Origin of the sequence: Alteromonas sp. DY56-G5 (genome assembly GCF_041414725.1) — a bacterium.
Classification (GTDB): domain Bacteria; phylum Pseudomonadota; class Gammaproteobacteria; order Enterobacterales; family Alteromonadaceae; genus Alteromonas; species Alteromonas macleodii.
Window position 1 is genome coordinate 105,478 of record NZ_JANHZQ010000007.1, and the last position, 21,987, is coordinate 127,464.

The window sequence follows — 21,987 nt, forward strand, 5'->3', positions numbered from 1 at the left end:
TGGAAATAGCAATGAACCATAAGCTGACATTAAAAGAAAAAGTAGGTTATGGCATGGGCGACGCTGCGGCCAATTTAGTTTGGCGGGGCGCACTTGCATATTTGGCGGTATTTTATACCGATACGTTCGGTATTACAGCCGCTGCAGCTGCGATGCTATTTCTTGTCGTTCGTCTTTCTGACGGTGTGACCGATATTATCATGGGAATGATTGCTGACAGAACCCAGACTAAAATGGGAAAGTTTCGCCCTTGGATATTAGGCTCCACTCCTTTTCTTGGCCTTTTCATGGTCCTTTGCTTTACCACACCTGATCTCTCGTATTCAGGCAAACTCATTTACGCTTACCTGACCTACATCGGACTAACCTTAGCGTATACGGTTAATAATGTACCGTACTCAGCGCTAATGGGCGTGATGACCAGTGATGATAGAGAGCGTACAAGTTTGTCTGGCTTTCGTTTTGCTGGGGCATTCTTTGGTGGACTGCTTGTTATGGGGTGTTTGCCTATGCTGGTGGACTTGCTAGGCCAAGGGAACACTGCTGTAGGGTACCAATATACCATGTGGTTGTTTGCCACGTTGCTTGTCATATTAATGTGTGTAACAGTTTTTACCACGAAAGAGCGCGTTACGTTGCAGCAGGTTTCAAAGCCTCAAGACACTAAACTGGACTCTCCAAAAACAGAGACAGGTACCCAAGTAGCGCCCGCTCCTCGTTCACTAACATCTGAACTCATCGACTTGGGAAAGCAACTACCGTTAATTCTCGTTCCTCTTTCAGCAATAACCGCCTTCTTTTATTATCGAGACGTTTTAACTGGGGCAATCTTCATTACTGTTATAGCGCTTACTACTATTGCAATTAAACGGTTAACTCGCCGACCGGAAGCCGAGAACACCCGTTCTCAGCAGGATATTATCGACCTGCTTTCCAATAAACCCTGGCTAATTCTGTTAGGAATGGGTTTTCTAACCATGATGTTTAATGGCATCAAATATGGCGTTATTGCCTACTATTTCAAATATTACATGGGCAATGAGCTACTCACAGGCTACTTTTTCATTTCACTGCTGGTGGTGTCGATTTTCGGCGCATTAGCAACGTCCAAATTAGCCGCTATGTTTGGTCGCAAGAAGCTCTTTATTATCGCGCTGTTAGCAAGTAGCGTATTGACCTCTGGCATTTATTTTGTTCCTCAGAAAAGCGTGAGCGCCATATTCATTTTAGGTTGCAGTGCAGAGTTTTTTGCAGCCATATTGCCTACCTTATTTTTCTCTATGCTAGGAGACTCGGCAGACTACAGCGAATATAAGACAGGTCGAAGAGCCACCGGACTCGTCTACTCTGCAGGCTCTTTTGTTCAAAAAACAGGGGGAGGCTTCGCAGGGGCGCTCGTCTTGTTGGTACTAGGAAGCTATGGCTATAACGGTCTTGATATCAATACAATTAATCAAACGCTTCCAGGTATGAAGTCTTTAATGAGTTGGATACCGGCCCTATTTGGCTTTGCTGGCGCGGCGTTAATCTGTCTGTACCCATTAAATGACGAAAAACAAAAAGAAGTTACACAAGCTTTACTCTCTCGACGTAGCGAACAACCGCCGATATCGGCATAATACAGTCAGTTAGAGTGATTGTTTTAGAGAACGAGGTCTTATCACGTGCCCACCATTTATCAAGTTGCCGAGCGTGCAGGTGTTTCTTTATCTACGGTATCCCGCGTATTAAATGGTAAGGCTTCGGTAAACAAAGTACTGAAAGAACGCGTAGAGAAAGCGGTTAAAGAGTTAAATTACCGCCCAAATTCTGTCGCTCGTTCATTGGCAAATAACCGCACTGACAGCGTCGGGGTACTCGTACCTGAACTCAACGCCCCGTTTTTTGGCGATCTGATGCAAGCTGTGGAGTCAACGCTGCGTGCCGCAGATAAACATGTCATTATTTCGGTAGGACGAAATTGCCTAGAAACAGAGAAAGATGCGGTAGAGTTTCTTATTAGCCGTAACTGCGATGCACTCATCATGCATGCTGAAGCATTATCCGATGAGTATTTATTGGAGTTAAACCAGTCGAAACTTCCCGTTGCTTTGGTTAACAGGCAGGTAGAAGGGCTACCTGAGGCATGCACTAGCCTCGATAATGAAAAGGGTGGATATCTGGCTACCCGCCACTTACTCGAGCTAGGCCATAAAGACATTGCATATATCTCTGGTCCGACTGACAAGTGTGACGCGAGCTTGCGCTTGGAGGGACATAAACGCGCCTTGTCGGAAGCAGGGTTGCCCATAAACCCACAGTTGATATTTAACGGCGACTATTCTGAAGAAGACGGGAAAATTGGCTTGTTAGAGCTCATGGCACGCGATGTGCCTTTCACGGCTTTAGTGTGCGCCAACGATTGGATGGCATCGGGTGCGATAAGCTGCGCGAGAGATTTAGGCATGAGCCTTCCCCACGACTTGTCTGTGGTCGGTTTCGATGACGTGGTATTTGCCCACCATGTTTTTCCTCGTCTTACCACGGTCAGTAACCCAATTGCGGAAATGGCTGAAATGTCAGCCAAATACATACTTAATAAAGTATATGGTCAGGCTAATAACGTTCAGCTGTATTTCGAACCTTCCTTGGTTGTTCGGGAGTCTACGGTAAAACATGAAGGATGAAGCCAAGTTGGTAAGTCGTAAACCGACTTTCATCTAAACTCTTAATTAAAACTTTCAATTAAGCGCCTTTCGCTCCCAATAGCGCACTTTGCTACCCACCTTAATGATGATACGACCCACAATAGACGCGAAGGCCTGTCTTACAAGTATTTAAGCCAAGGGGCGTGGTGCTTTGATTTATAGGCGCTAAACCATTTAACAGGGAAATAAAGCACTAAACTAAGGCCAGCAGCTATTAACCATATTTGCCAAATATGGTCTACTCCCACGTATTTTCCTTTATTCGCCTCCCAAATAAAGAATGCAATACCGTACATCACCAGCAATACGTACAAATGCAGGATGTAGAAAAACATCGGGACCGAGCCAAAGGTGTCAAGAAACGCAAACTGCGTATCCTTAACGCGCTCGAAAGCAAACAACAATAGAAACATGCCGGCCAGTGTAAAGAGCAAAAATGCTAAAGACGGGGGGTACTTAGTCAAATTAAGTAATGACATCAACGTAGTGATGGCACTTTGTTGTAGCTCCCAAGGCAAGGTCTCACCATAAATATTTAAACCGCGAAGTAGGAAAAATAGGCTGAGCGACACTGCAAATAAACCAAGCAACCACCGACCGCGTCGCGCTTTATCAAGCTGTTGACTGTAAAGAGGCCCACATGCATAACCGAGCAGTATTACCCCTATCCAAGGAAGCACGGGATAACTCACTTTAATGTTTAGGGCGGCTGACTGAAGTATATATCCTCTATCGTGCAGCATTGTCCAAAGCGTATAGCCTGTTTCATGTGGAACATAGCTAATTGGCGTTAGTGCATTATGTCCAAAGACAATTAAGAGGCCTAAAATGAGCAACAGAGTTCTTGGAAGATAACTCAATACAGCCAGAGCAATCATGCTGATACCTATGGCCCACATCACCTGAAGATAAAGCGTTTGGAAACTCGCCCCCCAGCTAAACGTAATAAATGTGACCTCTAAGAACAAAATAAACAATCCACGCTTAATTAAGAACTCTCTGACATTACGTGTCGGCTTAGCCTTATTCGCTGAGTCCATTGGATTGGGATAGAGCCATGCAGACAGCCCCGTCAAAAACACGAATGTGGGTGCGCAGTAATGGGCGGCTAACCGTGTGAAAAATAGAGAAGGTGACGTAGTATCGATATCCATAGGATCAGATACCTGCAAATGCAGAAAAAAGCGCTCTCGCACGTGATCGATAAGCATAATCAGCATGACCAAGCCACGCATCATATCGATGCTTCGAATACGGTTTCGTTGAATACTAGAAGACATTTTAGCCATTACATCAAGGAGGAAATATTTGCTATCAACACAACTTCGTTCAGAATTTCGCGGTAGTTTTAGCCACTTACTGCATCGATAGTTAAACGATTAACCCAATGCTATAACATTGCAGTAAACAGTGGCAATTATTTGCTTCGAATATACTAATGATGCGTTCAACAGCATAATAAGAAATACTAGAAGAAAAACGGAGTCACTATGAAATATCTATTGTTAGGTCTGGTCATGCTTGCTGTTGCGACGACGGCCGTTGCGAACAACGACCGCGACGCAGTGAATCAGACACTTAATGCTCTACATCACAATGCGTCTATTGCAGACTTTGAGTAGTATTTTGGTTTGTATCACGACAGCGCTATCTTTATTGGCACCGACGCATCTGAGGTATGGACCAAAGAAGCGTTTAAGGCGTATGCCAAACCTCACTTTGACAAGGGCAGAGGATGGACATACCACCCGCGAGACAGGCATATCTATTTTTCCCCTAATCACGACGTAGCCTGGTTCGATGAACTGCTCGATAATGAAAGCCTGGGAGAAACACGAGGCACGGGTGTCTTAATAAAAGAGGGAGCGAAGTGGAAAGTAACCCAATACCATTTAACGATCCCTATCCCCAACGCGCTTGCAGATAGCGTTGCTAGTCAAATTAAAACCATGCAATAAAAAAAGCCCCGACGTAACGGGGCCTTTGTTTCTCTTTGTGTCTTAACTACCTTTAGGTATTAGACTGTGTGAGTGGTTGAATTTCCATCTCTACTCGACGGTTCATCGAGCGGTTTGCTGCACTATTGTTAGGTACTTTAGGTGCGTATTCGCCCATACCTACCGTCGTGATACGCGTCGGGTTAACGGAATAGTTAATAAGTAAATTCTTAACCGCTCCTGCACGACGCTCAGATAAAGACTGGTTGTACTGCTCAGAGCCAGTGTCATCCGTATGGCCTTTGATCATAAGAACGGTTTTTTCGTAATTGTTTACGACTTTGGCAACGTCTTGAAGAACCGGATTGAAGTTAGGGCTGATGCTAGAACTGTCAGTAGCAAAGGTAATGTCGCCCGGCATGATTAATCGTAGATTATCACCTTCTCGCACAACTTGAACGCCAGTATCAGAAAGCTCATTTCGAAGCTCTTCTTCCTGTTTGTCCATGTAGTTACCTATCGCACCACCTGCGATTGCACCTACCGCAGCGCCCCACGCATAACGACTTTTGTCGTTATCACCTGTCGCTTTACCCAGCAATGCGCCTACTACCGCACCAATAGCGGCACCTTTTTGCGTATTATTCGGATCGGTTGCGCAACCTGCTACCGTTAGTGACGCAGCAATCAAACTTACAGCAAGAGTCTTTTTCATAACTTCCTCTTATTTCAATTAAAAGCTTAATATTGATGAGTTGCATTTATCCATTGCCACTCTCAATAAGCTCAGTGTTAGTTTTGCATTAAACAATTACAGTGATAGCAATTAGCGTTCCACTGGCAAATGTTCTGTATGTAAGCAATAACAAGTACCTGATCGCCACGAGTTCGTTTCCACCTTAACTTTTCCTAAAGATCAGCACTCAAAGGCACTACAGCACTTCATGTTTAGAGGATTGTAGGACATCAAACCTGAACGTTAGCTAAATGAACGTTGGAATAAAGAAGAAAAAATGCGTTGGTACACAGTGTAAATACTACACTGTGTTGCTAAAAAGTAACGTTTTAGCCTATTGAAACTGAACGCTCAAAGAATGCGTTCACATCAATCTTATAGTCAGACGCTATGACGGCTTTGTTGATACTGATTGTTTTATCCGATGATAGATCAACATCTTTCGGCGTTAGATAGTGGTTACTGCGAACCGAATAAAAAATCTTTACGAGTGGCGTAAGCGGGGAGTCTCTCTGTTCAAGCACCATCGCTAATTTATCATTTGATAATAGAACTAGGCTCCCTACGGGATAAACGCCCAGACACTTTATAAACTGTTGAACAAGTGACTGGTCAAGACGCGTTGGCGCATCACTCATCAAAATAGAGAATGCCTTTTGGCTAGACATACCGGCCTTATACACCCGGTCCGCGGTGAGTGCATCGTACATATCGGCAATGGCAAGCATTCGGCCCGCTTGGCTAATATCCTCACCTTTGGTCCCAGCAGGGTAGCCTAATCCATCCAATCGCTCATGATGCTCACTAATCGCTTGAATCAGTGGCTGCGCAATTTCCGTACTTTTTAAATAGTCGACCCCGTGCTTTACATGACCTTTCATGATCTCCATTTCGCTGTCTGTAAGGCGGCCTGGCTTATGAAGAATTTCATCTGGAATTTTGATTTTGCCCAAGTCGTGTAGAAAGCCAGCATAGGAAAGGTCTTGCACCTCTTCTTCAGACATCCCTAAATACTTGCCAAAATTGGCGAGTAAAATAGCGACGTTCAGAGAATGCTCTAGTAAATAGTCGTCTTTTTCTCGAATTTTTGTCAGACAAAGCAACGCATCGGGGTTTCTATCTACCGACTCGACTAACTTATTTGAAAATGCTTTGGGAATACTCGCATCAAAAGGCGTCTCTTTTTGTACATTGGCAAGTAACAACTTTTGAATTGCCTTTCCTTGCTCGTGAAGCTTTGCGGCTCTTACCAGCTCATTTTCGAGTGATATCTTTTTTGATTTTACCGGCTGATCAGAAGACGAGTTTTGGTGCTTTTCCACAGTGGCCGATGAGCTAGGTTGCTCAACGTCAAACGCCTTATCTGTATCAATGGCGAGGGTTTTCACACCTCGCTTTTTAAGTGTTTCAACCACATCACCAGACGTAACGCGTCCTTGGCTCGTGACCGTCAACGCACCTTTTTGCTCTAAAATTTGATGAACAAACATGCCTGGCACTAACTGATCAATAGTAATCTTTTTTATCATCTTATATGCACTGCACTATATTAATCGCCATATATTTGCTAACTGCTTTCATATAAAAAGTGAAAGCTCAGTACTCTAACTCTACTAGTATAGTGTGTAAATCTGGCTTCCAACCAAACTTCGTCATATTCACTCTGTAGTTTTTAACGACCACACCTTCCTCTGCTAATCGCTCTCGCTGCTCATCCGCTTTGTCAGAGCCAGCAGGAAAAGCAATTTTACCGTCAGCACGTAGTACGCGATGCCAGTGACAGTCAGCATTTATCTCTCTTAAACACTTTCCCATCATTCTAGCTCTGCCGGGTAACCCACACAGGTCAGCGAGCAAGGCGTAACTTATTACCTGTCCCTCAGGCACTAAAGAAAGCGTTTTCTCTACTCGAGATTGTACTGCTTCATTCGGCATGTTGTATATTATCCTATCTATTAAGTTACTTAGTTAATAAGTGCGATAAACGTTCAAAAGAGAATAAAGAAATTCAGTTATGCGCCTTTATTGTGAACACTGTGGATATCCTCAAAAAACCTGTATTTGCTCTCACATTAACACAGTAGATACATTATTAGAGATTGTGATAATTCAACACGAAAAAGAAGCACTTCACGCCAAGAATACGGCGCGCTTAGTTTCATTGTGTATTCCTTCGACGCGAATCATACTTGCTAATGATGTCGTCGCGATGCAATCCCTATCCGAACACTGCTCACGTCGACATTCAGTGCTTGTTTACCCAAGTGAATGCAGTACACCGATAGAAAATGTCGATGCCGTTGCACGTTCTGAGATCACAACGCTAATTCTAATAGATGGAAGTTGGAAACAAGCATTTGGTCTAGTTAAACAGAACCCATGGTTAACAAAGTTACCAGCGTTTCACTTCATTTCTGCACCCACTTCTAACTATGCTATTCGTCATACAACATTAAGCAATGCACTTTCTACGCTAGAAGCAACAGCTTATGCTCTACAGTGCTTAGATCAAATCGACGTTTCTGGGCTTTACAGAGCACAGAGAGCCTTACAAGATAAGTGGCAAGGCCCTATGTCACATAGAAGGCATTTGTAGCGTAGAACTTCGTTTAGCGCACATTACGCGTTCATGGGAATGAAGCCCTTTTGATCTTTGACTAAACTTATCCAATTTCGAATGGCAGGATAGGCGGAAAGATCAAACCCACCCTCGTGGGCAACGTGGGTATACGCAAACAATGAAATATCCGCAAGAGTTAACGTGTCACCTAGCAAAAACGGCGTAGTTTTAAGTTGATGCTCCATGACAGCTAGTGCGCGATATCCACCCGCTTGTTTAGATTCGTACTCCGCTTTCCTGTCCTCGGGTAGCCCTAAATAAACATTGATGTAACGAGCAACGGCGATATAAGGCTCGTGACTGTATTGTTCGAAAAACTGCCACTGTAAAAGTTGCGAAAAACTATAGGGAGAAGAGGGGATTAAAGGAGTGTTAGATGCTAGATAGTGCATGATGGCATTGGATTCTGACAACACCCTGCCGTCGTCTAATTCAAGCAACGGAATTTTCCCATTAGGGGTCTTTTCTAGGAAAGAAGGAGCGCGTGTTTCTCCTTTCATAATGTCCACATCAATCCATTCGCAGGTTTTACCTAACAAAGAAAGAAGCAGTTGGAGTTTGTAACAGTTTCCTGAACGCGTGTCGCCGTATATTCGCACAATGATATCTCTATGACCTAAGAAGATTTACCATACCAACGCAATGTGAATACGACAATTATTAATAGCTGTTAGGGTGCGAGAAGGGATTAAGCGTGCCTTGTCTAAATACCACATAGACCTCTGCGAAAAGATAAGGCAAAGAACAACAGACCCGAATAGACTAATGATAGCGAGGGAGTTGAATTAACCATTCAACAATGAACAATAGAACCCAAGAAATCGGTATTAACGCAATACATGCAGCCACTCTAGCCTTATCTCTTGGGGCAAAAACCCGCGCCCCCATTTTTAAGACTCGTTCTTTTTCGCTTTCTAGTTGCTCAATTGACGCAGCTGTAGAGAATTCTTCGTGCTTTGCACATCGTTTAATACCGTCTTCTATATTTTCCTCAAGGTGCAGAACAGCAGCTTTCTGCTCTTTCTCAAGCATACTTTTAAGCTTTATTACCGGCCAAAATAGATAAACGCTCACTATCCCCGTGAAGAACGTCACTACTAGTACATCAATGGAAGGAATGTCTTTTTTCAACCAAAAGATAGGAAAGATGGCCAGTGCCCCCATCGCAAATATGCTGTTAGTTGTTCCTAATTTTAAAATTGTCATGATGGACTTAAGTCGGTCAATATTTCCACCGGCTTGGGGCAAAACTTTAGAAGTTAGGTACTTAATGTTGGAGGAGATCTGAAACAAAAATAAAATGGCCAAGAACCAAAAGGGGACGGCTGTGGCCGTTAAGAATAAAACGTGTATTTCTTGTTTTACCGTGATCAATCCTTCGAATATGCAGTACACAATCGTGATCATAATAGAAATGATGATTGCATTGAAAATATGGTGTCTAAATTCAATGGCGAGTTCTCGCCTATGCGCCGAAAACTGACTAAGCTGGTTGGTTTTTACAAGCAAAGAAATAAGGGTGCTAGCCACGTTTTGATGCATTAAACGAAGCGCAAACCAAAAGTATCCTGTAATAAGCGACATACCAATAGCAGAGTTGAAGTCGCGCTGTGCACGTACATTTCCCACTTCAGGCCAATCTAACGCACCCGTAAAATAATGCACTGAAAGTAAAATCAGTGTTGTTAGCAGAGGAAAAAATCCAATAGAGGCACCTTTGTGCATGTTGGAATACGGGTTAAGCTTCATTTCTATAATTCGTTACAGGCAAAGGTGGCACTAGAATTAGCGCCGATTACGTTTTAATTTAAATCGGTTAAAACGCTCTAACGATAAGCTTTGTGTAGTGCGATAGCAATAAAAATAAACGTAAGAGAATGTGAACGACCACTTTTCGTTCGGCAATAAAAAACCCGCCATTTGGCGGGTTTTTTCAAAGCTGTGCTTTTTACTTGCGTAACTTCTGAATAAGACGAAGTTGAGCAATAGCTTCTGCAAGCTCGTGAGCTGCTTCAGCGTAGTTAAAGTCAGCGCCTGGGTTGGCGATGTGCTCTTCTGCACGTCGTTTGGCTTCTTCTGCTGCCTGCTCGTCAAGATCTTCAGCTCGAACCGCGGTATCAGCCAGTACGGTAACATTGCCAGGTTGTACTTCTAGTACACCACCTGCAACATAGATTACTTCTTCTTCACCGTGCTGTTTAACCAAACGCACCATACCAGGTTTAATAGCAGAGATAAGTGGCGCGTGCCCTGGGTGAATACCCAGCTCACCTTCGCTACCTGTCACCTGAATCGCTTCAACGCGACCTGAGAAAATCGCTTTCTCCGCGCTTACTACGTCCAAATGTACTGTCATTGCCATGTGAACCTCCTGATTAGGTACGTTAGCATGATGCTAGGCTAGCAACTGCTAGCCCTGTCATTATGCTTTCTTGGCTTTCTCTAGCGCTTCTTCGATAGAACCAACCATGTAGAAGGCTTGCTCTGGAAGGTGATCGTACTCACCGTCTAGAATGCCTTTAAAGCCACTGATTGTGTCTTTTAGCGATACATATTTACCAGGTGCACCAGTAAATACTTCTGCTACGAAGAACGGCTGAGATAGGAAACGCTGAATCTTACGAGCACGTGATACCACTTGCTTGTCTTCTTCAGATAGTTCGTCCATACCTAGGATCGCGATGATGTCTTTCAGCTCTTTATAGCGCTGAAGAACAGTCTGTACGCCACGTGCTACGTCATAGTGCTCTTGACCAATTACTAGCGGGTCTAGCTGACGAGACGTTGAATCTAGTGGGTCTACCGCAGGATAGATACCAAGAGACGCGATATCACGAGAAAGTACTACCGTTGCATCCAAGTGAGCAAAGGTTGTCGCTGGAGATGGGTCAGTCAAGTCATCCGCAGGTACATATACCGCTTGGATTGAAGTGATTGAACCTGTCTTCGTTGACGTAATACGTTCCTGAAGTACACCCATCTCTTCTGCAAGAGTAGGCTGGTAACCTACCGCAGATGGCATACGACCTAGAAGTGCTGATACTTCAGTACCTGCTAGGGTATAACGATAGATGTTATCTACGAAGAATAGAACGTCACGGCCTTCGTCACGGAACTTCTCAGCCATTGTTAGACCGGTAAGTGCAACACGTAGACGGTTACCCGGTGGCTCGTTCATCTGACCGTATACAAGCGATACTTTATCAAGTACGTTTGATTCGTTCATTTCGTGATAGAAGTCGTTACCCTCACGCGTACGCTCACCAACACCAGCGAATACTGAGAAACCGCTGTGCTCGATTGCGATGTTACGGATAAGTTCCATCATGTTTACGGTTTTACCTACACCCGCACCACCGAATAGACCAACTTTACCACCCTTAGCGAATGGGCAAACCAAGTCGATTACTTTGATACCAGTTTCTAGTAGTTCTACCGAGCTAGACTGATCTTCGTAGCTAGGCGCTTCACGGTGAATAGACATACGCTCTTCTTCACCAATTGGACCTGCTTCGTCGATTGGGTTACCCAATACGTCCATGATACGACCAAGTGTCTTCGTACCAACTGGAACCATGATTGGGTTACCGGTATTTTCCACTGCAAGACCACGTTTTAGTCCGTCAGTAGTACCTAGTGCGATGCCACGAACAACACCACCACCTAATTGCTGTTGCACTTCCAGGGTTAGACCTGACAAGTCACCTTCGGTAACTCGTAGTGCGTCATAAACTCTTGGTACCGCATCTTGTGGAAATTCAATATCCACAACGGCGCCAATGATTTGGACGACCTTACCTTGACTCATAATTTGTCCTCGTTATCTCTTTTAAACCTTTGCCTACACCGCTGCGGCACCGCTCACAATCTCACTGATTTCTTGTGTGATTGCAGCCTGACGCGCTTTGTTATATACCAGTTGTAACTCATCAATGAGGTTACCGGCGTTGTCGGTTGCTGCCTTCATGGCAACCATTCGCGCAGCTTGTTCTGACGCCGCGTTTTCTACAACACCCTGATACACCTGAGACTCAATGTAACGAACCATTAGTGCTTCCAAAATTTCTTTTGGATCTGGCTCGTAGATGTAGTCCCAACGATGTTGATATTCTTCGTCTTCTGACTTTGGCAAAGGCAATAACTGATTGATCACAGGTTTCTGTGTCATGGTGTTAACGAAGTCATTGAATACCAAGAATACTCGGTCAATTTGTCCTTCGTCGTACGCTTTAAGCATAACGCGTACAACACCCACTACATCGCTCACAGACGGCTTGTCACCTAAACCAGATTCAGCAGCAAGCAACTTGCCACCAAAGCGGTTGAAGAAACTGCACGCCTTAGAACCTAATGCAGCGAAATCCACTTCTACACCCTGTTCACGCCATTTTTTGACGTCTTGAGTGACGAGCTTAAATTCATTGGTGTTCAAGCCACCACATAAGCCTCGGTCAGTGGAAATCACAATGTAACCGACGCGCTTGACTTCACGCTCTTCCAAATAAGGATGGCGATATTCAAGGTTACCGTTTGCAATGTGACCAATCACTTTAAGCATATTTTGTGCATATGGACGGCCAGAAGCCATGCGTTCCTGCGCCTTTTTCATTTTAGACGCAGCAACCATTTCCATCGCACTGGTAATCTTCTGAGTATTTTTGATACTCCCAATCTTACCTTTTATTTCTTTACCGCTGGCCATGACTATCTCTCCGATTACTCAACGAATTGCGCTGGTGGTTAAACACCAGCACCATTGATTACCAAGTTTGTGTCGCTTTAAAGTTTGTTAAAGCGTCGTTCAACTTAGAGGCAATCTCGTCGTTGTAGTTACCTGATTCGTTGATAGTCTTCATAAGGTCAGCGTGTTCGCTGTTCATGTAAGAGTGAAGAGCGGCTTCAAAATCTAGGATTTTGTTAAGCTCGATACCCTTAAGGAAACCTTTTTCTACCGCGAACAGAGATACACCCATATCAGCAATTGAAAGTGGTGCGTACTGCTTCTGCTTCATTAGCTCAGTTACGCGCTCACCGTGCTCAAGTTGCTCACGAGTTGCATCATCAAGGTCAGAAGCAAACTGCGAGAACGCCGCAAGTTCACGATACTGAGCTAGGGCTAGACGGATACCGCCACCCAACTTCTTGATGATTTTAGTCTGTGCAGCACCACCAACACGAGATACCGAGATACCAGCGTTAACCGCTGGACGGATACCTGCGTTAAACAAGTCAGTTTCTAGGAAGATCTGACCGTCGGTAATTGAGATTACGTTAGTTGGTACGAATGCAGATACGTCACCAGCTTGCGTTTCGATAATTGGAAGCGCAGTCAATGAACCTGTCTTACCTTTCACTTCGCCGTTTGTGTAACGCTCAACGTATTGTTCGTTTACACGTGCAGCACGTTCTAGTAGACGTGAGTGAAGGTAGAATACGTCACCTGGGTAAGCTTCACGGCCTGGTGGACGCTTAAGTAGTAGTGAGATTTGACGGTAAGCAACAGCTTGCTTAGACAAATCATCATATACGATTAGCGCGTCTTCACCGCGGTCACGGAAGAATTCACCCATAGTACAACCAGAGTAAGGCGCTAGGTATTGAAGCGCAGCAGACTCAGATGCAGATGCTGCAACCACGATAGTGTGGTCAAGTGCACCGTGCTCTTCTAGTTTACGTACTACGTTAGCGATAGTAGATGCTTTCTGACCAACCGCTACGTACACACACTTAATGCCTGTACCTTTTTGGTTGATGATAGCGTCAACAGCCATTGCTGTTTTACCACACTGACGGTCACCGATGATAAGCTCACGCTGACCACGACCTACTGGGATCATGGCGTCAACTGACTTATAACCAGTTTGTACTGGCTGGTCTACCGATTGACGCTCGATTACGCCAGGTGCAATTTTTTCAACTGGTTCGAAACCAGCTGCATCGATTGCGCCTTTACCATCGATAGGCTCACCTAGTGTGTTTACAACACGACCTAGTAGTGCGTTACCTACTGGTACTTCAAGAATACGACCAGTAGATTGTACTTTATCGCCTTCTTTAAGGTCCGCATAAGGACCCATAACAACTGCACCTACAGAGTCTCGCTCAAGGTTTAGTGCAATTGCGTAACGGCTTCCAGGAAGCTCGATCATTTCTCCTTGCATTACATCTGCAAGGCCATGAATGCGGATAATACCGTCAGTTACTGCGACGATAGTACCTTCATTACGTGCTTCACTGCTTACATTGAACTGTTCAATTCTTTTCTTGATCAGTTCAGCAATTTCAGTGGAATTAAGTTGCATGCTCTTATCCCCGTTATGCTTGCAACGCGTCTGCTAGACGGTTCAATTTCGACTTTACGGAACCATCAATAACTGTATCGCCGGCATTAATTACCATTCCAGCGATCAGGGCAGGGTCCACGTTACAATTAAGCTTCACTTTACGTGCCAAACGTTTTTCCAAAGATGCAACCAACTCATTTTGTTGCGCATCAGTCAGCGTAGATGCTGAGGTTACGTCCACTTCTATTTCTTTGTCGTAATCTGCTTTAAATGCATCAAACAAAGTAGAAATTTCAGGCAACGCGGCTAAACGTTTATTCTCAGCCAAAACCTTAACCAGGTTTTGGCCGTGTTCGTCGAGTTGCTCACCACAAACATTGTTAAAAATGTCGGCAAGCGTGTCAGCGGCAACCGCACCAGACAAAAGCTGGTGCATGTCATCGTTCGCTGCTACAGCGCCTGCAAAGGCGAGCATTTCTTGCCATTTTGCAACGGCGTCTTTCTCGACAGCAAAATCGAAAGCAGCTTTAGCATAAGGACGAGCAACGGTTGTCAATTCAGACATGGCTCATCTCCCTATTAAAGCTCAGCGACAAGTTTTTCAACAATGTCGTTTTGTGCGTTTGCATCGATTTCACGTTGTAAGATTTGCTGTGCGCCAGCTACTGCAAGTGCAGAAACCTGCTTGCGCAAATCTTCTTTGGCACGATTGCGTTCAGCTTCAATCTCGGCATAACCAGAAGCGATAATCTTTTCGCGTTCCGCATGGCCTTTTTGCGTTTCTTCGTCAACCAATTGGTTGGCACGCTTTTTAGCCTGCTCGATAATTTCAGCTGCTTGCGCTTTCGCATCTTTCAATTGCTCAGTAGCTTTCGCTTGAGCAAGCTCTAGGTCTTTCTCTGCACGCTCAGAAGCTTCAAGCCCATCGGCAATTTTCTTCTGACGTTCTTCAATCGCTGCCATTAGTGGAGGCCATACATATTTCATGCAGAACACCACGAACACAGCGAAGGCGATTAATTGACCAATAAAAGTGGCGTTAAAATTCACAATCGCCCCTCCTCTTAAAGTTCGCTAAAAAAGTGTTTAGTAGAATTAGGCACCAACAGCGAACAATAGGTATAGAGCGATACCAACACCGATCATCGCGATGGCGTCGATAAGACCCGCTACGATGAACATCTTAACTTGTAGTTGAGGTGCTAGTTCAGGTTGACGAGCAGCAGATTCAAGGAATTTACCACCTAGTAGACCGAAACCAATAGCGGTACCTAGGGCACCAAGACCAATCAGTAGTGCAACAGCGATGTATAACATTTACGTCTCCGATTTAAGTTAAATTTAAAGTTAATGTTTAAAAGTCAAACTCTGTAAAAACGGTGTCGATTAAAAATCAAAACCGACACCCGTTAATGCTTAGTGGTCTTCACACGCCAGGCTTAAGTACACGATGGTAAGCATCATGAAAATAAACGCTTGAAGCGGAAGTACCAGAATATGGAACACAGCCCACATGAAGTGCAGTGGAAGCTGGAAATAACCAATTGTAGCAATCAAAATGAAGATTAGCTCACTGGCATACAAGTTACCGAACAAACGCAGTGCTAGTGAAAGCGGACGCGCAAGCAAAGTAACGGTTTCAAGAATAAAGTTCACCGGAATAAAGATAGGGTGACCGAAAGGCTGCATAGTCAGTTCTTTTGCAAAACCGCCAATGCCTTTCATCTTGATTGAATAGAAAAGAATAAGAATAAACACGCCTGAAGCCAGTGCGAACGTTAAGTTAAGGTCAGTGGTTGGAACTGCCTTGTTGTAAACGTCGTGTGGATCCATGCCAAAAGCCGCTTGGCCGATAAGACCAGATACCCATGGAATAAGATCAACTGGCACCAAGTCCATAAGGTTCATTAGCAATACCCATACAAAGATAGTCAGTGCTAATGGCGCAATAAGTGCGCTCTTACCATGGAAAGTGCTTTTAACGTTGTCGTCAACAAACTCAACAACAAGCTCAACAAACGCCTGCATTTTGCCAGGTACGCCGGTTGTCGCTTTTGAAGCAACGCTTCTAAAGATAATTAGGAAAAGAAGACCAAGACCGATAGACCATGCCAGTGTATCAACATGCCATGCCCAAAAACCGGCGCCAGAACACGCTTTGTTAAAAGCAATTCCGTTGTCAGTTGAGCACATGGTGGCATTGGTCAAGTGGTGCTTGATGTATTCTGAGGTAGTGTATTCAGATGCCATTGTTTAACCCAAGTTGTAAAGTGTAAAAATTTGGTGACTGGTTCTTTTGTCTCAATCGGTCGAATACGTTGTTTTCGTTATCGCAACGCCTCGCGCTGTCTTTATTCTTTCGTACCGTAATGAAACATGGCTAGCCCGTGGCTAGCGGTTGTAATCACAAATGCCATGAAAATCTCTAATGGCGCGGCGTTTAAGCCTTTAAAAGCAATTACAAATAAAATGATTGTCAGTGCCAGCTTCAATTTTGAGCCTTGGCTAAAACTCCGTGCAACAAGGTCGTTTTTACTGGCACCTGCGTAACGAAACGCGAAAGCCATAAAAACACTGTTCGGCAAAATGCTGATTAAAGCGCCTGCCGCTGCCGACATGGCGGAATGACTTCCTCCTGCGGCGCCTGCGAAAGCGGTAACGACTAGGGCCGTGACAGCCTGAAAAAGTAGCCCTTTCTTGGCGAGGTCTAACCCGCGTTTTGCTAACTTGTTCGTCACTTTTACTCGCAGCTTGTTCACGTCTTACAAAAAGCGTCAGAAGTATACTGTTTTACCGACAATTTTCAACAGTACAACGCTTTTTGAAAGTTATTCTGAAAATTTTCTATTGCTATAACCGGAAAGGAGAGTGTCCGGCGTTTGCACCGAACAGCGTATCAATTGCGGGTAGGCAAAGGGGATTTCTCTAGTAATTTTATTTTAAGCTATTGAATTTTAGAGATAATTCCATCTAATTGTTCAAGGTCGCTAAAGCTAATTGTCAGCTTGCCTTTGCCTTTCGCATTGTGGTCAATACTCACAGGAGTGCCTAAATTTTCTGAAAGTCGTGTCATAAGGTTTTGCACATCGGGATCAACTTTCTTCTCAGGCTTAGGTTTAGCTGGCTCCAAAAGCTTTTTAACAAGCTTTTCTGTATCGCGCACGGTAAGACCTTTGCCCGATACTACTTGCGCAGTTTCCGACTGGGTATCACCTTCTAGCGCTAACAGCGCTCTAGCATGACCCATTTCAATATCGCCATGCTCGACTAACAGTTTCACGTCGTCGTTCAAATTATTCAGACGAAGTAAATTTGTCACTGTGGTGCGTGATTTGCCCACCGCTTCAGCAACTTCTTGATGGGTAAGCGCGAACTCATTCATTAAACGGTCGAGGGCTTGCGCCTCTTCCATGGCATTTAAATCTTCACGCTGGATATTTTCGATAAGCGCAATGGCCACTGCCGCTTCATCAGGCACGTTCTTAACCAAACAAGGCACTTCGTCTAGCTGTGCCAGTTGTGAAGCTCGCCAGCGACGTTCACCGGCAATGATTTCATAGCGGTGCTCGTCGACTTTTCTCACTACGATAGGCTGAATAATACCTTGCGCACGAATGGACGATGCCAATTCTTCTAATGCTTCAGGTGACATGTCTTTACGAGGCTGATACTTGCCCGGCACTAAGTATTCAATAGGGAGCTTGCTTAACTCACCGTTGGTTGAATTTACCTCGGCGGCATCTTGTTCTTTTTGAGCAGATGATTGGCTGGTTGCGAGTAGCGCATCTAAACCGCGGCCAAGGCCTCTTTTACGTGCTGACATAGTGTCCTCTATGGCATGTGCTGATAGTGTTCAGCTTATTGTCGTTTAACTTGCTTTTGCCTGTGCAGGCGTTGTTTTGTCCCTACGACGCAGTATTTCACCCGCCAGTGCCAAGTAGGCTTTAGCGCCTGTCGATGACTTATCATAGTACATCGCTGGCGTACCGAAGCTTGGTGCTTCAGCTAGACGAACATTGCGCGGAATAACCGTACGATAAACCTGTTCACCAAAATGGCGCTTCAGCTGTTCTGAAACGTCGTTAGCAAGGCGATTGCGCGGGTCGTACATAGTACGCAATACGCCTTCAATCTTCAATTCTGGATTCACTACGGATGCCAATTTTTGAATGGTATCCATAAGGGCAGTGAGGCCTTCTAGTGCGTAATATTCACACTGCATAGGCACCATTACCGAATCGGCAGCCGCCAGGGCGTTCACAGTTAACTGGTTTAGCGAAGGCGGGCAGTCGATAAAGACAAAATCGTAGTAATCCATAACGGGCTTCAGCGCGTTGCGAAGCCTTACTTCACGGGCAAACATTTCCATCAGCTTAATTTCTGCCGCGGTTACGTCACCGTTCGCCGCGATGAGGTCATACTTGCCGCTTGTCGCTTTAACGATAACATCGTTAATTGGCTTTTCTTCAATCAACAATTCAAATGCCGTAGATTCAACGTCGTATTTATCAACGCCGCTTCCCATGGTCGCATTACCTTGTGGATCGAGATCAATGAGCAACACCTTACGCTTGGTTGCTGCCATTGACGCTGCCACGTTAACTGCAGTGGTTGTCTTTCCAACACCACCTTTTTGATTCGCGATCGCGATTACCTTAGCCACGTTAGATCCTGTTCTCGTCTATTTCTATTTTTCGGCTATTTCTTTTTTAGCCAAACCAGATGTCGTTCGCCTACCAAATTTGGCACAGTGAGGTTTTCCGTTTTGCTCACATGGAAGTGATCACTCACTTCGTCTATCTCATCTTGTGGAAACTGACCTTTAAGCGCCAAAAATTGACCTTCTGAATCTACCAGATGCTGACACCAGTGCAACATATCTTTTAGCGAAGCGAAAGCTCGGCTTAGCACAATATCGTAAGGCGTATCGCCATTGTGCTCTTCAACGCGGCTTTGCACAGGAGTTACGTTAGTTAATCCAAGCGTGTGCACACATTGGGTCATAAACCGTACACGCTTGCCCAATGAGTCAAGCAATGTGAATGATTTATCTGGAAACGCGATTGCCAACGGCATACCTGGAAGGCCAGGGCCCGTTCCAACATCAATGATATTGTTACCATCAAGAAAGGGCACAATGGCCAGCGAATCTAGAATGTGTTTCACCATCATTTGCTTAGGATCGCGCACAGAAGTCAGGTTGTACGCCTTATTCCATTTGTCCATAAGCAGCACATAGTCAACTAACTGCTGCTGTTGCTTATCACTTAAATCTAGTGAAAGGGCATCGAGTCCAGACACCAAAATGGTGTGCAATTCTTGCTGTATCGTCATCGAAAAATCTGTCTGTTCGCGTTAATGTTTTTTGCTCTACACAGTCCATACCATAAACACCCGTGGCGAATCGTTATTCGCCGCTCATTTACAGCCGTTTCTTAATGCAGCTCTTCATGCTCGATACAAGTGCGCTTGAAGAAGCCACATAAATTAATCAAAGCCGCACAACGAATGTAAATTGGTGCAATGGGACAGTGTGAAAAGCGCCGAGTTTTTCTAGTTTTCGCATAGTTTAGGCAATTATGATTATCATAATACGCGAATAAATAGGAAAAACTAAGCGCTGCGAGTAATGTGTTGAGTTAAGCGCGTGTTTTACGCACTGATTTTCTCTTGCTTGCGCAACATGCCGTGTTTTTTAAGGTAAACCAGCAGTAAAGAGATGGCCGCCGGGGTAATGCCCGAAATACGCGATGCTTTACCGATTGTTTCCGGTCTGGCTTCGGTTAACTTGGCTACAACCTCGTTCGACAAGCCGGAAATCTTGCTGAAGTCCATATCAACCGGCAACAGGGTGTTTTCGTGTCGCTGCGTTTTCGCGATTTCATCCATTTGACGGGCAATGTAGCCAGCGTACTTAATTTGAATTTCCACTTGCTCTGCAGCAACCGGATCTTCAAGACCTGGGCCAACACTTTCAATTTCCATTAACTGACCGTAAGTCATTTCAGGTCGACGGATCAGTTCTTCAAGAGAATGTTCACGACTCACCGGATTTTTCAGCATGGTATTGAGTTCCGGCGTTGCCGCGTGATCAGGGTGGATCCACTGACCGCGTAGACGCTGCAGCTCACTTTCTACCGCTTCCATCTTGTCGTTAAATTTCGCCCAGCGCGCATCATCAACAAGACCAATCTCTCGGCCCATCGCGGTTAAACGGCTATCGGCATTGTCTTCACGAAGCAGTAGTCTGTATTCTGCACGGCTAGTGAACATGCGGTACGGCTCTTTCGTACCCATGGTGGCTAAGTCGTCGATAAGTACGCCCATGTATGCTTGGTCGCGGCGTAAAATCATCGGGTCTTTTTCTTGAACTTGTAGCGCTGCGTTTGCGCCTGCTACTAACCCTTGCGCACCCGCTTCTTCATAGCCAGTAGTACCGTTAATTTGGCCAGCAAAGAACAAACCTCGAATAAACTTCGTTTCCAGTGTTTGTTTCAGATCGCGTGGATCAAAGAAATCGTATTCAATTGCATAACCCGGACGAACAATGTGCGCATTTTCAAAACCTTTGATCGAGCGGACAAGGTTCATCTGTACGTCAAATGGCAAACTGGTTGAAATACCATTTGGATAAACTTCAATGCTGTTTAAACCTTCTGGCTCAACAAAAATTTGATGCGATGTCTTATCTGCAAAACGGGTGATCTTATCTTCGATACTTGGGCAATAGCGCGGTCCGATACCTTCGATAACCCCTGTAAACATGGGTGAGCGATCTAATCCCCCGCGAATGATATCGTGGGTTTTTTCGTTAGTGTGGGTGATATAGCACGGGATCTGTGTAGGGTGCATAGTTCTATCACCCATGAACGAAAATACCGGCGTAGGATTGTCACCAGGTTGAGGCTGCATTACAGAAAAATCTAACGAGCGAGCATCAAGTCTTGCTGGTGTCCCAGTTTTTAAACGGTCAACACGAAACGGAAGGGCACGTAGTCTATCTGCAAGTGCGATAGACGGTGGATCGCCGGCACGACCGCCGCGATAGTTTTCAAGGCCAATGTGAATGGTTCCGCCAAGGAAAGTACCCACTGTCAGTACCACTGACTTGGCTTTAAACTTCAAGCCCATTTGCGTAACAACACCGCATACCTGATCGTTTTCAACAATCAGATCGTCAACGCTCTGTTGGAACAGGGTTAGGTTTTCTTGATTTTCAACAATGTCGCGAATGGCGTTTTTGTAAAGCGTACGGTCAGCTTGCGCACGCGTTGCACGAACAGCTGGGCCTTTAGAAGAATTCAATGTTCTAAACTGAATACCGCCTTTGTCGATAGCCAGTGCCATTGCACCGCCTAACGCATCGATCTCTTTTACAAGATGACCTTTACCGATCCCACCAATTGCAGGGTTACACGACATCTGGCCTATCGTCTCAATATTGTGAGTGAGCAACAGCGTATTTGCACCCATGCGAGCAGCTGCAAGTGCCGCTTCTGTACCTGCATGTCCACCACCTACAACGATGACATCAAATGCTTCAGCATAAAACATGGTTAAACCTCACTATTAACTTACGATAAGCCGATTAAAAACTAATTTTTCTCACGCAGAGACTGCTGAAAAAAGGGCGCGTATTTTATCTGACTTATTGGATAAAGAAAATGATTAAATTTTCCTCAAAACCTGTTTTTGAAAAGGTGTGATCGAATTATAAGATCTT

Annotated in this window: 24 protein-coding genes; 5 read left to right on the forward strand and 19 right to left on the reverse strand. The window is 44.8% G+C overall.

Going from position 1 to position 21,987, the window contains the following annotated elements:
- The first annotated feature begins 11 nt into the window (after positions 1-11).
- Both NO989_RS05480 and NO989_RS05485 read left to right on the forward strand, forming a co-directional pair.
- Positions 12-1,619, forward strand: a complete 1,608-nt coding sequence (locus NO989_RS05480) for an MFS transporter (RefSeq protein WP_039228864.1) — start codon at positions 12-14, stop codon at positions 1,617-1,619.
- 45 nt (positions 1,620-1,664) lie between these two features.
- Positions 1,665-2,666, forward strand: a complete 1,002-nt coding sequence (locus NO989_RS05485; protein WP_014977832.1) for a LacI family DNA-binding transcriptional regulator — start codon at positions 1,665-1,667, stop codon at positions 2,664-2,666.
- 140 nt (positions 2,667-2,806) lie between these two features.
- Here NO989_RS05485 and NO989_RS05490 read toward each other — a convergent pair whose 3' ends face one another.
- Entirely contained in the window at positions 2,807-3,976 is a 1,170-nt protein-coding gene (locus NO989_RS05490; RefSeq protein WP_239247344.1) for a DUF1624 domain-containing protein, read from the reverse strand.
- 201 nt (positions 3,977-4,177) lie between these two features.
- On the opposite strand from NO989_RS05490, the gene NO989_RS05495 reads away from it, so the two are divergent.
- Together NO989_RS05495 and NO989_RS05500 are read left to right on the forward strand one after the other, a co-directional pair.
- A complete protein-coding gene (locus tag NO989_RS05495) occupies positions 4,178-4,309 on the forward strand; it encodes a hypothetical protein (RefSeq protein WP_371342193.1) in 132 nt (43 codons plus the stop codon).
- A gap of 9 nt (positions 4,310-4,318) precedes the next feature.
- Positions 4,319-4,645 carry a nuclear transport factor 2 family protein gene (locus NO989_RS05500; RefSeq protein ID WP_371342194.1) on the forward strand — a complete coding sequence of 109 codons (327 nt, stop codon included), beginning with the start codon at positions 4,319-4,321 and terminating at the stop codon, positions 4,643-4,645.
- A gap of 52 nt (positions 4,646-4,697) precedes the next feature.
- On the opposite strand, the gene NO989_RS05505 is transcribed toward NO989_RS05500, so the two are convergent.
- The 3 genes from NO989_RS05505 to NO989_RS05515 all read right to left on the reverse strand — a co-directional run bounded on the left by NO989_RS05505 (position 4,698) and on the right by NO989_RS05515 (position 7,295).
- Positions 4,698-5,339, reverse strand: a complete 642-nt coding sequence (locus NO989_RS05505) for an OmpA family protein (RefSeq protein ID WP_014951442.1) — start codon at positions 5,337-5,339, stop codon at positions 4,698-4,700.
- A 350-nt stretch (positions 5,340-5,689) separates the two neighbouring features.
- Positions 5,690-6,889 carry an HD-GYP domain-containing protein gene (locus NO989_RS05510; protein ID WP_061486874.1) on the reverse strand — a complete coding sequence of 400 codons (1,200 nt, stop codon included), beginning with the start codon at positions 6,887-6,889 and terminating at the stop codon, positions 5,690-5,692.
- 67 nt (positions 6,890-6,956) lie between these two features.
- A complete protein-coding gene (locus tag NO989_RS05515; RefSeq protein WP_014951444.1) occupies positions 6,957-7,295 on the reverse strand; it encodes an MGMT family protein in 339 nt (112 codons plus the stop codon).
- A 79-nt stretch (positions 7,296-7,374) separates the two neighbouring features.
- Here NO989_RS05515 and NO989_RS05520 point away from each other — a divergent pair, with 79 nt between their 5' ends.
- Entirely contained in the window at positions 7,375-7,956 is a 582-nt protein-coding gene (locus NO989_RS05520; protein WP_061486876.1) for a tRNA-uridine aminocarboxypropyltransferase, read from the forward strand.
- A gap of 23 nt (positions 7,957-7,979) precedes the next feature.
- Here the strand turns inward: NO989_RS05520 and NO989_RS05525 are convergent, their stop codons facing one another.
- From NO989_RS05525 to mnmG, 15 genes are all read right to left on the reverse strand, one after another.
- Complete coding sequence (locus NO989_RS05525) at positions 7,980-8,579, reverse strand: glutathione S-transferase family protein (protein WP_039228873.1); 600 nt, start codon at positions 8,577-8,579, stop codon at positions 7,980-7,982.
- Between the two features lie 163 nt (positions 8,580-8,742).
- Positions 8,743-9,729, reverse strand: coding sequence for a hypothetical protein (locus NO989_RS05530; protein ID WP_039228875.1), 987 nt, complete (start codon positions 9,727-9,729; stop codon positions 8,743-8,745).
- A 199-nt stretch (positions 9,730-9,928) separates the two neighbouring features.
- On the reverse strand, positions 9,929-10,342 hold the full coding sequence (locus NO989_RS05535; protein WP_014951448.1) for a F0F1 ATP synthase subunit epsilon: 414 nt from the start codon (positions 10,340-10,342) through the stop codon (positions 9,929-9,931).
- Positions 10,343-10,402: 60 nt separating this feature from the next.
- The gene (gene atpD, locus NO989_RS05540; protein WP_014951449.1) at positions 10,403-11,788 is read right to left on the reverse strand and encodes a F0F1 ATP synthase subunit beta; all 1,386 of its coding nucleotides are present in this window, start codon (positions 11,786-11,788) and stop codon (positions 10,403-10,405) included.
- A gap of 33 nt (positions 11,789-11,821) precedes the next feature.
- Positions 11,822-12,682: a F0F1 ATP synthase subunit gamma gene (gene atpG / locus NO989_RS05545; protein WP_012520217.1), complete on the reverse strand. Its 861-nt coding sequence runs from the start codon at positions 12,680-12,682 to the stop codon at positions 11,822-11,824.
- 58 nt (positions 12,683-12,740) lie between these two features.
- The gene (gene atpA, locus NO989_RS05550; RefSeq protein WP_014951450.1) at positions 12,741-14,282 is read right to left on the reverse strand and encodes a F0F1 ATP synthase subunit alpha; all 1,542 of its coding nucleotides are present in this window, start codon (positions 14,280-14,282) and stop codon (positions 12,741-12,743) included.
- Positions 14,283-14,295: 13 nt separating this feature from the next.
- On the reverse strand, positions 14,296-14,829 hold the full coding sequence (gene atpH / locus NO989_RS05555) for a F0F1 ATP synthase subunit delta (protein ID WP_014951451.1): 534 nt from the start codon (positions 14,827-14,829) through the stop codon (positions 14,296-14,298).
- Between the two features lie 14 nt (positions 14,830-14,843).
- Positions 14,844-15,314, reverse strand: a complete 471-nt coding sequence (gene atpF, locus NO989_RS05560) for a F0F1 ATP synthase subunit B (protein WP_014951452.1) — start codon at positions 15,312-15,314, stop codon at positions 14,844-14,846.
- A 45-nt stretch (positions 15,315-15,359) separates the two neighbouring features.
- Positions 15,360-15,581: a F0F1 ATP synthase subunit C gene (gene atpE / locus NO989_RS05565; RefSeq protein ID WP_012520222.1), complete on the reverse strand. Its 222-nt coding sequence runs from the start codon at positions 15,579-15,581 to the stop codon at positions 15,360-15,362.
- Positions 15,582-15,680: 99 nt separating this feature from the next.
- A complete protein-coding gene (atpB, locus tag NO989_RS05570; RefSeq protein WP_239247346.1) occupies positions 15,681-16,514 on the reverse strand; it encodes a F0F1 ATP synthase subunit A in 834 nt (277 codons plus the stop codon).
- 101 nt (positions 16,515-16,615) lie between these two features.
- Positions 16,616-17,002 carry an ATP synthase subunit I gene (locus NO989_RS05575; protein ID WP_014977839.1) on the reverse strand — a complete coding sequence of 129 codons (387 nt, stop codon included), beginning with the start codon at positions 17,000-17,002 and terminating at the stop codon, positions 16,616-16,618.
- A 206-nt stretch (positions 17,003-17,208) separates the two neighbouring features.
- The gene (locus NO989_RS05580; RefSeq protein ID WP_014951454.1) at positions 17,209-18,087 is read right to left on the reverse strand and encodes a ParB/RepB/Spo0J family partition protein; all 879 of its coding nucleotides are present in this window, start codon (positions 18,085-18,087) and stop codon (positions 17,209-17,211) included.
- Positions 18,088-18,132: 45 nt separating this feature from the next.
- Entirely contained in the window at positions 18,133-18,927 is a 795-nt protein-coding gene (locus tag NO989_RS05585) for a ParA family protein (protein ID WP_014951455.1), read from the reverse strand.
- 35 nt (positions 18,928-18,962) lie between these two features.
- Positions 18,963-19,598: a 16S rRNA (guanine(527)-N(7))-methyltransferase RsmG gene (rsmG, locus tag NO989_RS05590; protein ID WP_014951456.1), complete on the reverse strand. Its 636-nt coding sequence runs from the start codon at positions 19,596-19,598 to the stop codon at positions 18,963-18,965.
- A gap of 318 nt (positions 19,599-19,916) precedes the next feature.
- The gene (mnmG, locus tag NO989_RS05595) at positions 19,917-21,818 is read right to left on the reverse strand and encodes a tRNA uridine-5-carboxymethylaminomethyl(34) synthesis enzyme MnmG (RefSeq protein WP_014951457.1); all 1,902 of its coding nucleotides are present in this window, start codon (positions 21,816-21,818) and stop codon (positions 19,917-19,919) included.
- Between the last annotated feature and the right edge of the window lie 169 nt (positions 21,819-21,987).

Excerpts from the sequence above, each read along its gene's own strand:
- atpG (WP_012520217.1), bottom strand. The coding sequence starts at position 12,682 with ATGGCCAGCGGTAAAGAAATAAAAGGTAAGATTGGGAGTATCAAAAAT.
- atpB (WP_239247346.1), bottom strand. The coding sequence starts at position 16,514 with ATGGCATCTGAATACACTACCTCAGAATACATCAAGCACCACTTGACC.
- rsmG (WP_014951456.1), bottom strand. The coding sequence starts at position 19,598 with ATGACGATACAGCAAGAATTGCACACCATTTTGGTGTCTGGACTCGAT.
- NO989_RS05510 (WP_061486874.1), bottom strand. The coding sequence starts at position 6,889 with ATGATAAAAAAGATTACTATTGATCAGTTAGTGCCAGGCATGTTTGTT.
- NO989_RS05530 (WP_039228875.1), bottom strand. The coding sequence starts at position 9,729 with ATGAAGCTTAACCCGTATTCCAACATGCACAAAGGTGCCTCTATTGGA.
- atpD (WP_014951449.1), bottom strand. The coding sequence starts at position 11,788 with ATGAGTCAAGGTAAGGTCGTCCAAATCATTGGCGCCGTTGTGGATATT.
- NO989_RS05520 (WP_061486876.1), top strand. The coding sequence starts at position 7,375 with ATGCGCCTTTATTGTGAACACTGTGGATATCCTCAAAAAACCTGTATT.
- NO989_RS05490 (WP_239247344.1), bottom strand. The coding sequence starts at position 3,976 with ATGGCTAAAATGTCTTCTAGTATTCAACGAAACCGTATTCGAAGCATC.
- NO989_RS05535 (WP_014951448.1), bottom strand. The coding sequence starts at position 10,342 with ATGGCAATGACAGTACATTTGGACGTAGTAAGCGCGGAGAAAGCGATT.
- atpH (WP_014951451.1), bottom strand. The coding sequence starts at position 14,829 with ATGTCTGAATTGACAACCGTTGCTCGTCCTTATGCTAAAGCTGCTTTC.
- mnmG (WP_014951457.1), bottom strand. The coding sequence starts at position 21,818 with ATGTTTTATGCTGAAGCATTTGATGTCATCGTTGTAGGTGGTGGACAT.
- NO989_RS05495 (WP_371342193.1), top strand. The coding sequence starts at position 4,178 with ATGAAATATCTATTGTTAGGTCTGGTCATGCTTGCTGTTGCGACGACG.
- NO989_RS05505 (WP_014951442.1), bottom strand. The coding sequence starts at position 5,339 with ATGAAAAAGACTCTTGCTGTAAGTTTGATTGCTGCGTCACTAACGGTA.
- atpE (WP_012520222.1), bottom strand. The coding sequence starts at position 15,581 with ATGTTATACATCGCTGTTGCACTACTGATTGGTCTTGGTGCCCTAGGT.
- NO989_RS05580 (WP_014951454.1), bottom strand. The coding sequence starts at position 18,087 with ATGTCAGCACGTAAAAGAGGCCTTGGCCGCGGTTTAGATGCGCTACTC.
- NO989_RS05480 (WP_039228864.1), top strand. The coding sequence starts at position 12 with ATGAACCATAAGCTGACATTAAAAGAAAAAGTAGGTTATGGCATGGGC.
- atpA (WP_014951450.1), bottom strand. The coding sequence starts at position 14,282 with ATGCAACTTAATTCCACTGAAATTGCTGAACTGATCAAGAAAAGAATT.
- NO989_RS05515 (WP_014951444.1), bottom strand. The coding sequence starts at position 7,295 with ATGCCGAATGAAGCAGTACAATCTCGAGTAGAGAAAACGCTTTCTTTA.